This window comes from Nonomuraea deserti, from assembly GCF_004348685.1.
GTDB lineage: Bacteria > Actinomycetota > Actinomycetes > Streptosporangiales > Streptosporangiaceae > Nonomuraea > Nonomuraea deserti.
Window position 1 is genome coordinate 36790 of record NZ_SMKO01000023.1, and the last position, 14340, is coordinate 51129.

General features: G+C 70.9%; 16 protein-coding genes and 1 riboswitch. Of the genes, 6 read left to right on the plus strand and 10 right to left on the minus strand.

Translation table 11 applies throughout. The annotated features are described in order from the left end of the window. Window positions 1–47: 47 nt before the first annotated feature. The 6 genes from E1292_RS12375 to E1292_RS12400 are packed head-to-tail and all read right to left on the minus strand — an operon-like array spanning window position 48 to window position 6556. The gene (locus E1292_RS12375; protein WP_132595184.1) at window positions 48–1022 is read right to left on the minus strand and encodes an ABC transporter ATP-binding protein; all 975 of its coding nucleotides are present in this window, start codon (window positions 1020–1022) and stop codon (window positions 48–50) included. Continuing rightward, the gene (locus E1292_RS12380) at window positions 1023–1994 is read right to left on the minus strand and encodes an ABC transporter ATP-binding protein (protein WP_132595186.1); all 972 of its coding nucleotides are present in this window, start codon (window positions 1992–1994) and stop codon (window positions 1023–1025) included. Continuing rightward, window positions 1991–3238 carry a threonine synthase gene (locus E1292_RS12385; protein ID WP_132595188.1) on the minus strand — a complete coding sequence of 416 codons (1248 nt, stop codon included), beginning with the start codon at window positions 3236–3238 and terminating at the stop codon, window positions 1991–1993. The genes E1292_RS12380 and E1292_RS12385 overlap by 4 nt, the downstream gene beginning before the upstream one ends. Then, window positions 3235–4089: an ABC transporter permease gene (locus E1292_RS12390; RefSeq protein ID WP_132595190.1), complete on the minus strand. Its 855-nt coding sequence runs from the start codon at window positions 4087–4089 to the stop codon at window positions 3235–3237. Before E1292_RS12390 ends, E1292_RS12385 begins: the two co-directional genes overlap by 4 nt. Then, complete coding sequence (locus tag E1292_RS12395) at window positions 4089–5006, minus strand: ABC transporter permease (protein WP_132595192.1); 918 nt, start codon at window positions 5004–5006, stop codon at window positions 4089–4091. Before E1292_RS12395 ends, E1292_RS12390 begins: the two co-directional genes overlap by 1 nt. Further along, window positions 5003–6556: an ABC transporter substrate-binding protein gene (locus E1292_RS12400; protein ID WP_132595194.1), complete on the minus strand. Its 1554-nt coding sequence runs from the start codon at window positions 6554–6556 to the stop codon at window positions 5003–5005. The genes E1292_RS12395 and E1292_RS12400 overlap by 4 nt, the downstream gene beginning before the upstream one ends. A 115-nt stretch (window positions 6557–6671) precedes the next feature. Between E1292_RS12400 and E1292_RS12405 the strand changes: the two genes are divergently transcribed. The 4 genes from E1292_RS12405 to E1292_RS12420 all read left to right on the plus strand — a co-directional run bounded on the left by E1292_RS12405 (window position 6672) and on the right by E1292_RS12420 (window position 10089). Further along, window positions 6672–7412: an IclR family transcriptional regulator gene (locus tag E1292_RS12405; RefSeq protein WP_132595196.1), complete on the plus strand. Its 741-nt coding sequence runs from the start codon at window positions 6672–6674 to the stop codon at window positions 7410–7412. Continuing rightward, window positions 7409–8422, plus strand: coding sequence for a serine hydrolase domain-containing protein (locus tag E1292_RS12410; RefSeq protein ID WP_132595198.1), 1014 nt, complete (start codon window positions 7409–7411; stop codon window positions 8420–8422). The genes E1292_RS12405 and E1292_RS12410 overlap by 4 nt, the downstream gene beginning before the upstream one ends. Further along, complete coding sequence (locus E1292_RS12415; protein WP_132595200.1) at window positions 8419–9588, plus strand: amidohydrolase family protein; 1170 nt, start codon at window positions 8419–8421, stop codon at window positions 9586–9588. Before E1292_RS12410 ends, E1292_RS12415 begins: the two co-directional genes overlap by 4 nt. 108 nt (window positions 9589–9696) lie before the next feature. Next, window positions 9697–10089, plus strand: a complete 393-nt coding sequence (locus E1292_RS12420) for a hypothetical protein (protein WP_132595202.1) — start codon at window positions 9697–9699, stop codon at window positions 10087–10089. A gap of 195 nt (window positions 10090–10284) precedes the next feature. Here E1292_RS12420 and glyA read toward each other — a convergent pair whose 3' ends face one another. The 4 genes from glyA to E1292_RS12440 form a co-directional block, all read right to left on the minus strand. Next, a complete protein-coding gene (gene glyA, locus E1292_RS12425) occupies window positions 10285–11559 on the minus strand; it encodes a serine hydroxymethyltransferase (protein WP_439331885.1) in 1275 nt (424 codons plus the stop codon). Window position 11560: 1 nt separating this feature from the next. Next, window positions 11561–11643: riboswitch (ZMP/ZTP riboswitch) on the minus strand. 30 nt (window positions 11644–11673) lie between these two features. Continuing rightward, window positions 11674–12612, minus strand: coding sequence for a YihY/virulence factor BrkB family protein (locus tag E1292_RS12430; RefSeq protein ID WP_246090080.1), 939 nt, complete (start codon window positions 12610–12612; stop codon window positions 11674–11676). Between the two features lie 141 nt (window positions 12613–12753). Next, a complete protein-coding gene (locus E1292_RS12435; RefSeq protein ID WP_132595206.1) occupies window positions 12754–13128 on the minus strand; it encodes a YccF domain-containing protein in 375 nt (124 codons plus the stop codon). 55 nt (window positions 13129–13183) lie between these two features. After that, complete coding sequence (locus E1292_RS12440; RefSeq protein WP_165974494.1) at window positions 13184–13957, minus strand: TIGR03084 family metal-binding protein; 774 nt, start codon at window positions 13955–13957, stop codon at window positions 13184–13186. A gap of 55 nt (window positions 13958–14012) precedes the next feature. On the opposite strand from E1292_RS12440, the gene E1292_RS54855 reads away from it, so the two are divergent. Both E1292_RS54855 and E1292_RS55720 read left to right on the plus strand, forming a co-directional pair. Continuing rightward, the gene (locus E1292_RS54855) at window positions 14013–14138 is read left to right on the plus strand and encodes a hypothetical protein (protein WP_281284016.1); all 126 of its coding nucleotides are present in this window, start codon (window positions 14013–14015) and stop codon (window positions 14136–14138) included. Window positions 14139–14198: 60 nt separating this feature from the next. Next, on the plus strand, window positions 14199–14282 hold the full coding sequence (locus E1292_RS55720; RefSeq protein ID WP_354532976.1) for a putative leader peptide: 84 nt from the start codon (window positions 14199–14201) through the stop codon (window positions 14280–14282). The last annotated feature ends 58 nt before the right edge of the window (window positions 14283–14340 follow it).

Sequence of the window (14340 nt, forward strand, 5' to 3'; positions counted from 1 at the left end):
CGCCCGGCGCCCCGCCGCACCCGGAGCCCGTGCGGCGGGGCGCCACGTCACGTCAGAGCGGCCACGTCCGACACCGGGAACAGGCAGGCCGCGGTGTGACCGGGGCTCTCCTGGGGCGCCAGCGGCGGGCGGGTGGCCGAGCACTCCGCGCGGGCGGCCGGGCAGCGGGTGTGGAAGCTGCACCCGGACGGCGGATCGGCGGGCGACGGCGGGTCGCCCTTGAGCACGATGCGCCGCCGCGTCCGCTCCACCTTCGGGTCGGCCACGGGCGCGGCCGACAGCAGGCTGTGCGTGTACGGGTGGCGCGGCGCCGTGAACAGCGTCTCCGTGCCGGCCAGCTCGACGATCCTGCCGAGGTTCATGACGGCGACGCGGGTGGCGATCTGCCGCATGATCGACAGGTCGTGGGAGACGAACAGGTACGTCAGCCCGCGCTCGGCCTGCAGCCGCTTCATCAGGTTGATGATCTGGGCCTGGATGGAGACGTCGAGCGCGCTGACCGGCTCGTCGCAGATGACCAGCTTCGGCTCCAGTGCCAGGGCGCGGGCGATGCCGATCCGCTGCCGCTGGCCGCCGGAGAACTCGTGCGGGAAGCGGTCCTGGCTGCCCGCCTCCAGCCCGACGGCGTCGAGCAGCTCGGCGACGCGCTCGCGGGCGGCGGCCGAGCGGCGGCGCACCCGGCCGTGGGTGACCAGCGGCTCGGCGACGATCTCGCCGACGCGCATGCGGGGGTTCAGGCTGGCGTACGGGTCCTGCAGCACGACCTGCATGTCCTCGCGCACCGCCAGCAGCTCCTTTTGGCGCAGGCCGAGGAGTTCCCTGCCGTCGAACCAGATCTCGCCGCCGCTGGCCTCGACCAGCCGCAGGATGAGCCGGGTCAGCGTGGTCTTGCCGCAGCCGGACTCGCCCACCAGGCCGAGCGTCTCGCCCGGGTGCACGTCGAAGGACACGTCGTCCACGGCGACCACCTTCGAGCTGAACTCCTTGCGCACGTGGCGCAGCGACAGCAGCGGCTCGGCCATCTACGGGCTCCCTTCGAGCAGGCAGGCGGCGCTGTGCCCCGGCGCGCGTTCCAGCAGCGGCGGCACCTGGGTGGCGCACTCGGGCATGGCCAGCGCGCAGCGGGGGTGGAAGGCGCATCCGCCGGGCGGCGCGAACAGGTTGGGCGGGCTGCCGGGGATCGGGTCGAGCGGCGCGCCGCCCGGCACGTCCGAGCGGGGCATGGAGCGCAGCAGCGCCTTCGTGTACGGCATGCGCGGCCCGTCGAAGACGTCGTCCACGGCGGCCAGCTCGACCGGGCGGCCGCCGTACATGACCAGGACCTGGTCCGCGGAGCGGGCCACCACGCCGAGGTCGTGCGTGATGAGCACGATGGCCATGCCGAACCGTTCCTGGAGCGCCGCGAGCAGCTCCATGATCTGGGCCTGGACCGTGACGTCGAGGGCGGTCGTCGGCTCGTCGGCGATGAGGATCTTGGGGCGGCAGGCGAGCGCGATCGCGATCATGACGCGCTGGCGCATGCCGCCGGAGAACTGGTGCGGGTACTCCCCCGCCCGCTGCTCGGGGTGGGGGATGCCGACCTCGCGCAGCGCCTCCACGGCCTGGGCCCGGGCCTCGGAGCGGGACAGGCCCTGGTGCAGGCGGAGCGACTCGGCGATCTGCGCGCCCACGGTCTTGAGCGGGTTGAGGCTGGTCATGGGGTCCTGGAACACCATGGCGATCTCGTTGCCGCGGATCCTGCGCATCTCCCGCTCGGGCAGCCTGAGCAGGTCACGGCCGCCCGCGAGGATCTCGCCGCCGGTGTAGTGGCAGGGAGGCGTGGGGTGCAGGCGCAGGATCGACAGGGCGGTCGCGGTCTTGCCGCTGCCCGACTCGCCGACCACGGCCAGCGTCTGGCCGGCCTCGACCGACAGTGACACCCCGTTGACCGGTTTGACCGTGCCCGCGTCCAGGCGGAACTCCACGTGCAGGTCGTTGATCTCCAGCAGGCTCACCCGATGCCTCCCCGGAAGATCCGCAGCAGCTCGGCGGGGTCGGCCTCCACCGTCCCCTGGGGCGGGCGCGCGGCCTGGGCGAGGGCGCTCGGCTGCTTGAGCGCGCCCCCGGTGACCACGCTGACCACGGTGTCGCCCTCGGACACCCAGCCCTGGGCGCGGGCGCGCAGCAGCGCGGCGGTGGAGGCCGCGGCGGACGGCTCGGCCGAGACCCCCTCCTCGCCGAGCAGCCGCATCGCCTCGAACAGGTCGTTGTCGTCGACGGCGACGACCCGGCCGCCGGAGTCGTAGACGGCGCGCAGCACCCGCGAGCCGCCCTGGATGGGGGCGTCGCCGGCGATGCTCTGGGCGACGGTCTTGTTCGCGTCGCCGTGGCGGCCGGCGACCGTCTTGCCCTCCGCGAAGGCGCGGACGAGCGGCGCGGAGGCGGCCGGCTGCACGCCCACCATCTTCGGCAGCCGGTCGATGAGCCCGAGCCGCTTCAGCTCGCGAAAGCCCTTCCAGGCGCCGTAGAGCCCGCCGCCGGTGCCGACCGGGTGCACCATCACGTCGGGCGCCCGCCAGCCGAGCGCCTCGCAGATCTCGTACGCGTACGTCTTCATGCCCTCGTGGCGCACGGGGTTGATGAAGTTGACGAAGCAGTAGAACCCGGCCTCCGACAGGGCGCTCACCCCGGCGAAGATCTCCAGGCTGGAGCGGTAGCGCAGGCGCAGCACGCGGGCCCCGCTGAGGCTGATGGCCGCGATCTTGGACTCGTTGGCGACGTCCTCGACCAGGACCGTGGCCTCGATGCCGGCCCTGGCCGCGTAGGCGGCGAACGACGCGCCGGCGTTGCCCGAGCTGTAGGTGAACGCCTGCCGCACGCCCAGCGCCCTGGCGAAGCCGACGGCGACGGAGAACCCCCTGTCCTTGAAGCTGCCGGTGGGCATGAGCGTGTCGTTCTTGATCAGCAGGCCGGGCAGGCCGATGTGGCGGCCCAGCCGCCTGGTTCGCATCAGCGGGGTGTCGCCCTCGCCGAGGTGGAGGGGTTCGGCGTGCTCGGGCAGCGGGAGCAGATCCGACCAGCGCCACAACCCCAGGTGGCGGCGGCTCGCCGCGCTGTCCAGAATGTCCTGCGGCTTGGCGGGGCCGAGATCGTACTCGATCTCCAGCAGGCCGCCGCAGGCCTCGCAGAGCAGGGCGGGGGTCTTCAGCGGGAAGGTGGCGTGGCAGTCGTCGCACCTGTAGTGCGTGGCGAGGTTCATCGGGTGTATGCCTTCGGGTCGGCGACGTCGCGGAGGAGGTCGCCGGTGACGTTGATCGCGAGTGTTGTCATCATGATGGCAGCGCCGCTGAAGACCGCGATCCACCAGGCGCTGCGCAGATAGAGCTGGCCGTCGGCCAGCAGGCTGCCCCACGTGGGCACGCTGGGCGGCACGCCGAGCCCCAGATAGCTGAGCGACGCCTCCGCGACGATCATCGCCGCCACCTGGAGGGTGCCGATGGTGGCCAGAGGGGCGACGATGTTGGGCACGAGGTGGCGGACCATGATCTGCGGCCCGGTGTCGCCGATGGCCCTGGCCGCGGTGACGAACTCGCGTTCACGCAGGGAGAGCACCTCGGCGCGGACCACACGGGCGTACGACACCCAGCCGGTCAGGCCGAGCACGAGGATCATGAAGAACAGGCTCGGGCCGAGCACCGCGATGATGGCCAGCGCCAGCAGGATCGACGGGAACGCGAGCTGCACGTCGGCCAGGCGCATGAACACCTGCTCGCGCCAGCCGCGGTAGTAGCCGCTGACGACCCCGATCACGGCGCCGACCACGCCGGACAGCACGGTGGCGGCCAGGCCGACGAGGAGCGAGACGCGGGTGCCGTACATGATGCGGCTGAGCACGTCGCGGCCCAGCTTGTCGGTGCCCAGCAGGTAGCCGGGCTCGCTGCCGCTCATCCAGAACGGCGGGCGCAGCTTCAGCTCGAGGTTCTGCAGGTTCGGGTCGTGCGGGGAGATCAGCGGCGCGAACAGGCCGACGAACACGACGAGGACGATGACGCCCACGGCGACCTTGGCGGCGTGGTTGCGGCGCAGCGCGCGCAGGACTGCGGTCGGCATCAGCTCAACCTCACCCGGGGGTCCAGCAGGGCGTACGACAGGTCCACGATCAGGTTCACGACGACGAACACGGCCGCCAGGAACAACACCGTGGCCTGCATCAGCGGATAGTCGCGGTACGTGATCGCCTCCACGGTCAGCCGCCCGATGCCCGGCCAGGAGAACACCTGCTCGGTGAGGATGGCGCCGCCGAGCAGGCTGCCGACCTCCAGGCCGACGACGGTGACGACCGGCAGCGACGCGTTGCGCAGGCCGTGCGAGGTGACCGCCCTGAACCCGGACAGGCCCTTGGCCCTGGCGGTGCGGATGTAGTCCTCGCCGAGCACGTCGATCAGCGAGGACCGCAGCAGCCTGGCGATCATCGCGGCCGAGTAGAGGCCGAGCGTGACCGCGGGCAGCACCAGGTGGGCGGGCGAGCCGGTGCCCGAGGCGGGCAGCCATTGGAGGTTGACCGCGAAGATGAGGATGAGCAGGATGCCCACCCAGAACGCGGGGGTGGACTGGCCGACCAGCACCGAGGCCATGACGGAGGTGTCGGTCGCGCTGCCCCGCTTGACGGCCGCGACGATCCCGGCCGGGATCGACACGACCAGGGTGAACGCCAGGGCGGCCACGGCCAGGTCGACCGTGAGCGGCAGCCGTTCCATGATGACCTCGAACGCGGGGCGGTGGAAGAACACCGACTGGCCGAAGTCGAGGCTGAGCAGGCCCGTCATGTAGGAGACGTACTGCTCGGGCAGCGGCCGGTCGAAGCCGAGGCTCGCCCGCAGCGTGGCCTCCTGCTCGGCGGTGGCCTCCGGGGGCAACATCTGCTGCACGGGGTCGCCGGCCAGCCGGACGATGAAGAACGAGACGGTGGCCACGCAGAACAGCACGAGCAGGGTGTGGCCGATCCGCCGGACGACGAATCCGGTCATGAGGTCGCGAGCTTGGCGTTCGCCATCGCGAGGGTGCCGTTGGCGTTGCTCTTCCACTGCACCTTGTCGCTGACCGCGTACAGGATGCTCGCCTGATAGAGGTAGAGGAACGGCGACTCCTCGATCAGCATCTTCTGCAGCTCGGTGAACGCCTCCTGGCGCACCTCAGGGTCGACCGACTGCTCCTCCTTGTCGATGAGCGCGTCGGCCTTCGGGTTGTTCCAGCGGCTCTGGCGCCGGTCGTGCCGGACGAACGACTGCAGGTTGCTGGAGGCATCCATGGTCCAGCCGGAGTTACCGACGAAGTACATCGCGCCGAGCGCTTTGCGGTTGTCCGATACCAGGCGACCCTTGAACGTGGCCGGGTCGAGCAGCGACACCTCGGCCCTGACGCCGACCTTGGCCAGCTGCCCCGAGATGGCCTGGGCGATGTCCTTGTCGGCCGTGGAGGACGAGAGCTTGAGCGCGAACCCGTCCGGGTGCCCGGCCGCGGCGAGCAGGCTCTTGGCCTTGGCCACGTCGTGCTGGTACGGCTGGATCGCGGGGTCGAAGCCGAACGCCTGCTTGGGGATGAACGTCGGGGTGCGTTCCGCTGCGCCGTTGAGCACCGACGCGATGAGGGTGTCCACGTCGAGCGCGTGGTTGAGCGCCTGGCGCACCCGCTTGTCCTTCAGCGGGCCCTCTTCGGTGTCGAGCGAGACGAAGAACGTGCGCACGCCCGGCCTGGTGACGACCTTGAAGCCGGGGGCGTCGCCGAGCTGCTGCGCGGCGTCGGGGGTCAGGCCGGTCACGATGTCCACCTCGCCCGACTGGAGCGCGGCCAGCGACGACGACGGATCCGGCATGATCTTGAAGACGAGCTGCTCGACGGCGGGCTTGCCGTTCCAGTAGTCCGGATTGGCCTTGAGCGTGATCTGGCTGTCGCGCTGCCACTGCTCGAACGTGAACGGGCCGGTGCCGACCGGGTGCTCGGCGAAGGCCTTCTCGCCCTTCTCCTTGATGTGCTTCGGCGGCACGATCACGCCGCCGAACAGCGACAGCTTGGCCGGCAGGATCGGGTCCGGCTCCTTGGTGACCAGGTCGACCGTGTGCGTGTCGATCACCTTCGCGCCGGTGACCAGGCGCAGCTCGACGATGGGCGACTGGGTGTCCGGGTTGATCAGGCGCTCGATGCTGTACGCGACGGCGGCGGCGTCGCAGGGCTCGCCGTTGTGGAAGGTGACGTTCTTGCGCAGGTGGAAGCGCCAGGTCCGGTCGTCCTTGGACTCCCAGCGTTCGGCCAGGCCGCCGGAGAGCTTGTCGTCGGTGTCCCGGACGGTGAGCGTGTCGAAGATGTTGATCAGCACGTTCATGGAGGGCAGGTCGCCCTGCTTCTGCGGGTCGAGGGTGGTGGCGTCGGAGGCGAGGGAGACCCGCAGTGCGGTCCCGGCGCTTCCCTGCCCGCCGCCGGAGGGCTTCGTGCTGGCGCAGGCCCCGAGGGAAACCGTCGCCGCGGCCAGGCCGCCGATCTTGAACAGGTCCCGGCGGGCCAGCAACGCACGGTCGAACATAAGCCCCCGCCTCCCTTTCTTGCGTTTCACATGGTGAAATGGCGTATCACGTGGTTGAATATGACCCGTTTCGGTTATGTCAGTCAACCCTTTTGGGACAGTCACCATGAATTCGGTGGAGAAGACGCTCGTCGTCTTAGGAGCCCTGGCCGGCCACGATCAACCCCGCCGCCTGGCGGACATCGCCCAGCGGACCGGCATCAACAAGACGACCGTGCACCGGATCCTGCAGATCTTCATCGCCCAGGGGTACGCCGTCTCGCACGGCGACGGCACGTACGCGTCGGGGCCCGCCATCCTCGCGCTGGCCGGGGCGGCGCTCACCGACCGGGACATGACGACCCTCGTACGGCCGATCCTGGAGAACCTGCAGCGCAACACCTCGCACACCGTGCACTTCGCGATCCGCAGCGGCTCCTCGGCCGTCTACCTGGCCAAGGTCGAGTCGCAGCAGCCGTACCGGATGGCCTCGCGCGTCGGGACGCAGATCCCGCTGCACTGCACCGCGATCGGCAAGGCGATCCTCGCCCACCTGCCGGAGGAGGAGGTGCGCGCGGTGCTGGCGGCGACCGCGCCGCTGATCAGCAACACGCCCGCCACGATCACGGACCCCGGCCTGCTCATGGCCGAGCTGGAGGCGGTGCGGCAGCGCGGGTACGCGGTCGACGACGAGGAGAACGAGCCCAACGTGCGATGCGTCGGAGCGGTGGTGCACGACGCGGCGGGGACGGCGGTGGGCGCGGTCAGCGTGGCGGGACTGACGCTCAATCTGAACGAGAACGATGTGCCGCTGCTCGGACCGCTGGTGGTGGCCGCCGCCGCCCGGGTCTCCGCGGCGCTGGGGAGGAACGTATGACAGCCGGCCGTATTCTGGCCAGGGCCCGCGACAAGGGCGAGTTCTCGGGCGCCGCCTGGGCCTACGGCACGTCCGCGGGGCCGGTGGGGCGAGACACGCTCGGCACGCTGCGCTGGGACGGCGCCCCGGTGGGCGACGACACGCTGTGGGACCTCGCCTCGCTCACCAAACCGATCGTCGGGCTCGCGGTGATGGCGCTGGTGGAGACGGGCGAGCTCACCCTGGACGACACCGTCGTGTCCCACCTGCCCGGCTACGCCGGCACGGACAAGGCCTCCGTCACCGTGTTCGAGCTGCTCACCCACACCTCGCGCATCCCCGGCCGGCAGCCGCTCTACCGCCGCTGCCCCACCCGGGAGGACCTGCTCGACGCGCTCATCCGCCTGCCGCTGCGCGAGCGGCCGGGCGTCGAGTACAGCTCCCAGGGTTTCATGATTCTCGGCCTGGTCGCGGAGAGCGCCGCCGGGGTGCCGCTCGACCAGCTCGTACGCGAGCGCGTCACCACTCCCCTGGGCATGGACGGCACCCGCTTCCTGCTTCCCGAGCACGACCGGGCCCGGGCGGCGGCCACCGAGGACTGCCCGTGGCGGGGCCGCATCGTGCAGGGCACCGTGCACGACGAGAACGCCGAGGTGCTCGGAGGCGTCGCCGGCCACGCGGGCATGTTCGGCACCCTGGACGACCTGGCCAGGCTGGGCCGGGCGCTGTGCAGGGGCGGCGACGGCGTCATCGCGCCGCGCACGCTGGCCGTCATGACCGGCACCAGGACCGGCGGCAGGGCGCTGGCCTGGCAGGGCCACGAACCGCACCTGAGCAGCGGCGGCGACCTGCTCACCGCGTCGGCCTACGGGCACAACGGGTTCACGGGGACGAGCCTGTGGGTGGATCCCGACCTGGACTTCTACGCCGTGCTGCTGACCAACCGCGTGCATCCGAGCCGGGCGTCGGACGGGATCGCCCGCATCCGCCGCACGTTCCACAACGCCGCCGTCACGAGGGCGCTGGCATGAGCGGCGACGTACGCCTTCCCGCCGCCCTCGACACACCCCTGCGCGTGCTCGCGCCGCCGCCCTCCGCCGGCGGGACCGGCCGCCTGTCGCTGGTGGACGGGCGGGCCCGCCTGACGCTGGCGGACGGGCGGGCCCGCCGGACACGACCGGAGCGCGGCAACGAGGCAACTACACCGGCGGGCCCTGGTGGCGAGCTCTGCATCGGTCCCGGCTGGGTGGACCTGCACGCCCACGTCTACGACGCGATGACGCAGATAAGCGTGCCGCCCGACCGGGCCGGCCTGGACGCGGGCGTGCACGTGGTCGCCGACGCGGGCAGCGCGGGCCAGGCCACCATCGACGGTCTCGTCCGCTACGTCGTCCCGGCGGCCAGGACGCAGGTGCGCGCCTGGCTCAACATCGGCTCCCACGGCCTGGTCCACCTGCGCGAGACGGCCGACCCGGCGTTCATCGACGTGGACGCCACGCTCGCCGCCATCGACCGGCACCGCGACGTCGTGTGCGGGGTGAAGGTGCGCTCCAGCGGCGCGATCGTCGGCGCGATGGGCCTGCAGCCGCTCCAGCTCGGCCGCCTGGTGGCCAGGGAGGCGGGCCTGCCGCTGCTGGTGCACGTGGGCGAGGCCCCGCCGCTGATCGGCGACGTGCTCGACCTCCTGGACGCCGGAGACGTCGTCACCCACTGCTACCACGGCAAGACCGGCGCCCCGTGGCTCGCCGGCGGCGCCCCGGCTCCTGCCCTGGCCCGCGCCCTCGATCGCGGCGTGCTGCTGGACGTGGGGCACGGCGCGGCCAGCTTCAGCTTCGGTGTGGCCGCCCGCGCGGTCGCGGCCGGCTTCCCGCCGCACACGATCAGCACCGACGTCCACGTACGCAACATCGCCGGCCCGGTGCACGACCTGGCCACCACGCTCACCAAGCTGCTGCACTGCGGCATGGGGCTGGAACGGGCGATCGAGGCGGTCACGGCCACGCCACGCCGCGTCCTGCGCATGGAGCAGCCATGGCTCGGCGACGACGGCACGATCCGCCACGCCACGATCTTCCGCCTGGCCGGCGCCGCTCCCCCGGGCCGCGCCTACGTGGACGCGTGCGGCGACACCGCGCGCCCGGACCGCCACGTAATTCCGGTCGCCACCGTAGGGGAGGGTGTCCTGGCCGAGCTGTGACCGCACCGCGTGCGCGCCCGGCGGCCGTGACGGGACCGGTCCCGGTGGGGAGCTGAGACGGTGAGCGCGTTCCTGATGTGCGCGGGAAGGGGCTCGATGGATGCTCAGATGTCGGAGCGTATGCCGACAAGCGTGGTGCTCTCCTTCGTGGGGGTCTGGTTCCAGGTCATCGCGGGCGTGTTCGGCGCCTTCGTGATGCTGTCGCTGCTCAGCGGCCGGCTCGACCACGGCCAGGAGGTGCAGAACGCGGGCCTGGTACGCGGCCTCGTCCTTTTCTCCCTCGTCGTGACGGCCGTCCTCGCCGTCTCGGGGTTCCTCGCGTCGAAGCGGTATCGCTGGACCCGCATCGTCATCCTGGCCGCGGAGGCCGTGGCCGTGCTGGACTCCTTGATCGGGCTCGTCAGCGGAGGCGGGATCCCCATGCTCGTCAAGCTCGTGCTCGCCCTCACGATCGGCGCCGTCCTGCTGACCGACAAGGGGCTCGACTGGTTCGACCGGTGAACCGGGGCGCCCCCCTGACCACGTCCATGGTCAAGGGGGCGCCGTAACGGCGGCCCGCCCCTGCGGGTCAGCGGGCGTCACCCTGGAGTCCCTCAGCGGGTGCGGCGGTCGGCGTGCCGCCGGCACCGCCGTAACGGACGGATCTTCGCAGACCAGGGCGAGCGCCCGCTGTGCTCTGCCGTGACGGACGGATCCTTAGAGGCCGGGCGCGGGGAACTGCGCGGTGAGCTCGCTCACCTCGTGGTGGACGCGCGTGATGACGTCGTCGGCGTCGCCCTTGGCGAGGGCGGTGACGACCTCGTCCATCCAGGCGCCGATCTGCCGCATCTCCGCCTCGCCCATGCCGCGCGAGGTGACCGACGGCGTGCCGATGCGGATGCCCGACGGGTCGAACGGCTTGCGCGTGTCGAACGGCACCGTGTTGTAGTTGGTCTCCAGGCCCGCGCGGTCGAGCGCCTGCGCGGCCGGCTTGCCACCGATGCCCTTGGGCGTGAGGTCGAGCAGGATCAGGTGGTTGTCGGTGCCGCCGGAGACGAGGTCGAAGCCGCGCGAGGCGAGCTCGTCGGCCAGGGCCTTGGCGTTGGCGACGATCTGGTGGGCGTAGTCGCGGAAGGCCGGCTGGGCGGCCTCGTGCAGCGCGACGGCGATGGCGGCCGTGGTGTGGTTGTGCGGGCCGCCCTGCAGGCCGGGGAAGACGGCCTTGTTGAGCGCCTTGGCGTGCTCTTCCGAGTCGGCCATGAGCATGGCGCCGCGCGGGCCGCGCAGCGTCTTGTGCGTGGTCGTGGAGATCACGTCGGCGTGGCCGGCCGGCGACGGGTGCGCGCCGCCCGCGACCAGGCCCGCGATGTGGGCGATGTCGGCGGCCAGCACGGCGCCGACCTCGCGGGCGATCGAGGCGAAGCCCTCGAAGTCGATCGTGCGCGGGATCGCGGTGCCGCCGCAGAAGATGAGCTTCGGCCGGTGCTCCAGGGCGAGCTGCCGCACCTCGTCGAGGTCGATGCGGCCGGTGTCCTTGCGCACGCCGTAGCGGACCGGGTTGAACCACTTGCCGGTGGCCGAGACGGACCAGCCGTGGGTGAGGTGGCCGCCGAACGGCAGGCCCATGCCCATCACGGTGTCGCCGGGCTGCAGGAACGCCATGTAGACGGCGAGGTTGGCGGGCGAGCCGGAGTAGGGCTGGACGTTGGCGTGGCCGACGCCGAAGACCGCCTTGGCGCGCTCGATGGCGAGGGTCTCGATCTGGTCGATGACCTGCTGGCCCTCGTAGTAGCGCTTGCCTGCGTAGCCTTCGCTGTACTTGTTCGTCAGGACGGTGCCGGTGGCCTCGAGCACGGCCTTGGACACGTAGTTTTCGGACGCGATGAGCTTGACGGTGTCGGCCTGCCGCCGCTCCTCCGCCTTGATGAGCTCGGCGAGCTGCGGGTCGACGCTAGAGAGAGAACTCATGATTCTCCTGTCATCATTGACAATCTGCGAAGACCCAGGCGCACGGCCTCCGCTCCTTTCGCTCCCCGGTGGTCGTTCCCACCCAATGCGCCAGTCGCGTCTCGTCCTAGACGATAGCGGAAGCGGCCGGATGGCGGATCACGCGTTGCTCGCCCGGCCCATGCCCGGCCAGAGCCGGTCGACCTCGGCGTTCAGGATGGCGCCGATGAGCACGGCCAGCGCGGTGATGTACAACCACAGCAGCAGGGCGATGGGCGCGGCCAGGGAGCCGTAGACGGAGACGGGCGAGAACCACGCGGCCAGCACGGACCTCAGCACCGCCGCGCAGACGATCCACAGGAACAACGCCAGGATCGCGCCGGGCAGCTCGCGGTACCACTTCGTGCGCACCGGCACGCTCACGTGGTAGAGCACGGTCAGGAACAGCACCGAGCCGACGATCACGACCGGCCAGTAGAGCAGATCGATGAGGATGCCGTATTCGCCGGGCAGGGTGTCTCTCAGCAACGTGGGGCCGATGACCAGGATCGGCATGACGATGATGCCGATGACCAGGCCCACGATGTAGAGGCCGAACGACATCAGCCTGGTGCGGATGATGCCGCGCTCCTCGCCCAGCCCGTAGGCGACGGAGATGAGGTCGACGTAGACGTAGAGGGCCCTGGAGCCGGACCACAGGGACAGCAGGAAACCGAGCGAGATGATCGACACCTTGCCGGCGTCGTCGCTGAGCACGTCGGTGATCAGCGGGTTGACGACCTTGGTGACGGCGTCGTCGGTGAAAAGCAGTCCGGCCTGTGCGATCACCCAGGTCTTGACCTGGGTGACCACTCCCGGCCCCAGCCAGGTGCCGAGCTTGCCGATCACGCCGATCAGGCCCAGCACGAAAGGCGGCAGCGACAGCAGCGCGAAGAACGCCGCCTCACCCGCGAGCCCGGTCACCCGGTAGTTGACTCCGGCGTTGGTCGACGCACGGACGATCGCCCACGACTTGGTGTCGAGCACCCAGCTCAGCCTGGCCCGGGCATTGGAGGCGAGCCCCCTTTTCGGCCGGGAAGGCGCTTCGGTGGACGTCATGGCACCCAACGGTATTCGCAGTTACTCTTCGGCACAGCCTAGCCAATGGACACTGCCCATCAGCCCGCCGCCCTACCAAAGTGCCTGGTCGAAACCGTGGTGGCGGTTGCCCCCATTAGACGCCGCGCACCCCGCCCGTGGCTAGTCGTTGTCGACGATGCGCGCACCCAGCGGGAGGAGGGAGACGGGGATCAGCTTGATGTTCGCCACGCCCATCGGGATGCCGATGATGGAGATGAACAGCGGGATCGAGGTCACGACGTGGCCGATGGCCAGCCAGATGCCGGCGACCACGCACCAGATGATGTTGCCGAGCAACGAGAACACGCCCGCGTCAGGGTCGCGCACGACGGTCCTGCCGAACGGCCACAGCGCGTACGCGGCGATCCTGAACGAGGCGATGCCGAACGGAATCGTGATGATCAGGATGCAGCAGATGATCCCGGCCAGTGCGTAGCCCATGGCCAGCCAGATTCCGGCGAACACGAGCCAGATGACGTTCAGGAGTGTGCGCATGCTCACAGCATGTCACTGGTCCTGCCGTGCGCGTCATCCGGAATCGACCCTGACATCACCCCGAGACGGGCGCGCGGCCCCTTCCTGGAGGTCCCGCGAACGCCTGCGCGATCTCCATCCATTCCCTCGCCGGGTCCCCCGTCATCGCCAGCGCGGTGTCCGACAGGTGGATGCGCTGGGTGACGGCCAGGCAGAAGTCGAGCACCGGCCCGCGTACGACGCTCTCCGCGTCGTCCGGGCCCGCCGTCCATGTGGCGCCGTCCGGCATGGTGAGCTCCGCGCGCACCGGCTCGGCGGGAGGGGGCAGGCCGCGCACGGCGAAGCTGTACGGCCTGGCCCTGAAGCCGATGGAGGCCACGTGCCGGAGCCGGGCCGTGGGCGGCCTGGTGACGCCGAGCGCGTCGGCCACGTCCTGGCCGTGGGCCCACGTCTCCATCAGCCGCGCGGTGACGAAGGAGGCCGCCGACATGTCGGGCCCGTACCACGGCACCCGGTCGCGGGCGCCGAGCGTGGTGAACACCTCGATGCTGCGGGCCCGCGCCGTGCGGAACCAGGCGAGCAGGTCGGCGGGCGCTCTCCCGCGCGCCTCCAGCACCAGGTCGTCGACCCAGCGGTCGACCGGTCCATGACCTACCAGCGCGGCGCGGTGGCCGTCGGGGTCGGTGACCGCCCGGACGGCCGCGTCGTCGAACCAGGCCAGATGGCTCACCTGGTCGCGGATCGCCCACCCCTCGGCGGGCGTGGGGCGTTCCCAGTCGTCGCGCAGGGGCCGCAGCAGCGCCTCGAAGGACGCGGTCTCGGCACGCAGATCGTCGATCAACCCGGCCATGAGGTCCACGCGCGCCAGCCTAACCGGAACCACCTTCTGGGAGAATAATGCAGGTGTGATCTGCGACAGCTGCAAGGACAGACGCCACGACGACTGCCGCGGCGGCTCGTGGTGCGACTGCCAGCACCAGACCGCGGAGCAGGCCAAGGAGACGGAGCTGGACTGGCCGCGCCAGGGCTGAACGATCCCACACTCTGGACCCCTTCTTGGACATCCCGGACGGCCGGGGTATCTTCGTTGTATGCCAGCGGACCCCATGCTCGTCGGTCGACGCCACGTCGACCTCCTGCGTGTCCGCAGTGCCATCTGTTGCGACGCCCGCTAACCGCAATCTTTCTTTTGCCGCTGAGCGCGTCGCATTCCCTCCTGCACCCCTGCCCTCG

Coding starts and splice junctions, on each gene's coding strand:
- E1292_RS12420 (WP_132595202.1), top strand. CDS start 9,697: ATGTCGGAGCGTATGCCGACAAGCGTGGTGCTCTCCTTCGTGGGGGTC.
- E1292_RS12430 (WP_246090080.1), bottom strand. CDS start 12,612: ATGACGTCCACCGAAGCGCCTTCCCGGCCGAAAAGGGGGCTCGCCTCC.
- E1292_RS12415 (WP_132595200.1), top strand. CDS start 8,419: ATGAGCGGCGACGTACGCCTTCCCGCCGCCCTCGACACACCCCTGCGC.
- E1292_RS12375 (WP_132595184.1), bottom strand. CDS start 1,022: ATGGCCGAGCCGCTGCTGTCGCTGCGCCACGTGCGCAAGGAGTTCAGC.
- E1292_RS12395 (WP_132595192.1), bottom strand. CDS start 5,006: ATGACCGGATTCGTCGTCCGGCGGATCGGCCACACCCTGCTCGTGCTG.
- E1292_RS12410 (WP_132595198.1), top strand. CDS start 7,409: ATGACAGCCGGCCGTATTCTGGCCAGGGCCCGCGACAAGGGCGAGTTC.
- E1292_RS12385 (WP_132595188.1), bottom strand. CDS start 3,238: ATGAACCTCGCCACGCACTACAGGTGCGACGACTGCCACGCCACCTTC.
- E1292_RS12440 (WP_165974494.1), bottom strand. CDS start 13,957: ATGGCCGGGTTGATCGACGATCTGCGTGCCGAGACCGCGTCCTTCGAG.
- E1292_RS12435 (WP_132595206.1), bottom strand. CDS start 13,128: ATGCGCACACTCCTGAACGTCATCTGGCTCGTGTTCGCCGGAATCTGG.
- E1292_RS55720 (WP_354532976.1), top strand. CDS start 14,199: ATGCCAGCGGACCCCATGCTCGTCGGTCGACGCCACGTCGACCTCCTG.
- E1292_RS12390 (WP_132595190.1), bottom strand. CDS start 4,089: ATGCCGACCGCAGTCCTGCGCGCGCTGCGCCGCAACCACGCCGCCAAG.
- E1292_RS12400 (WP_132595194.1), bottom strand. CDS start 6,556: ATGTTCGACCGTGCGTTGCTGGCCCGCCGGGACCTGTTCAAGATCGGC.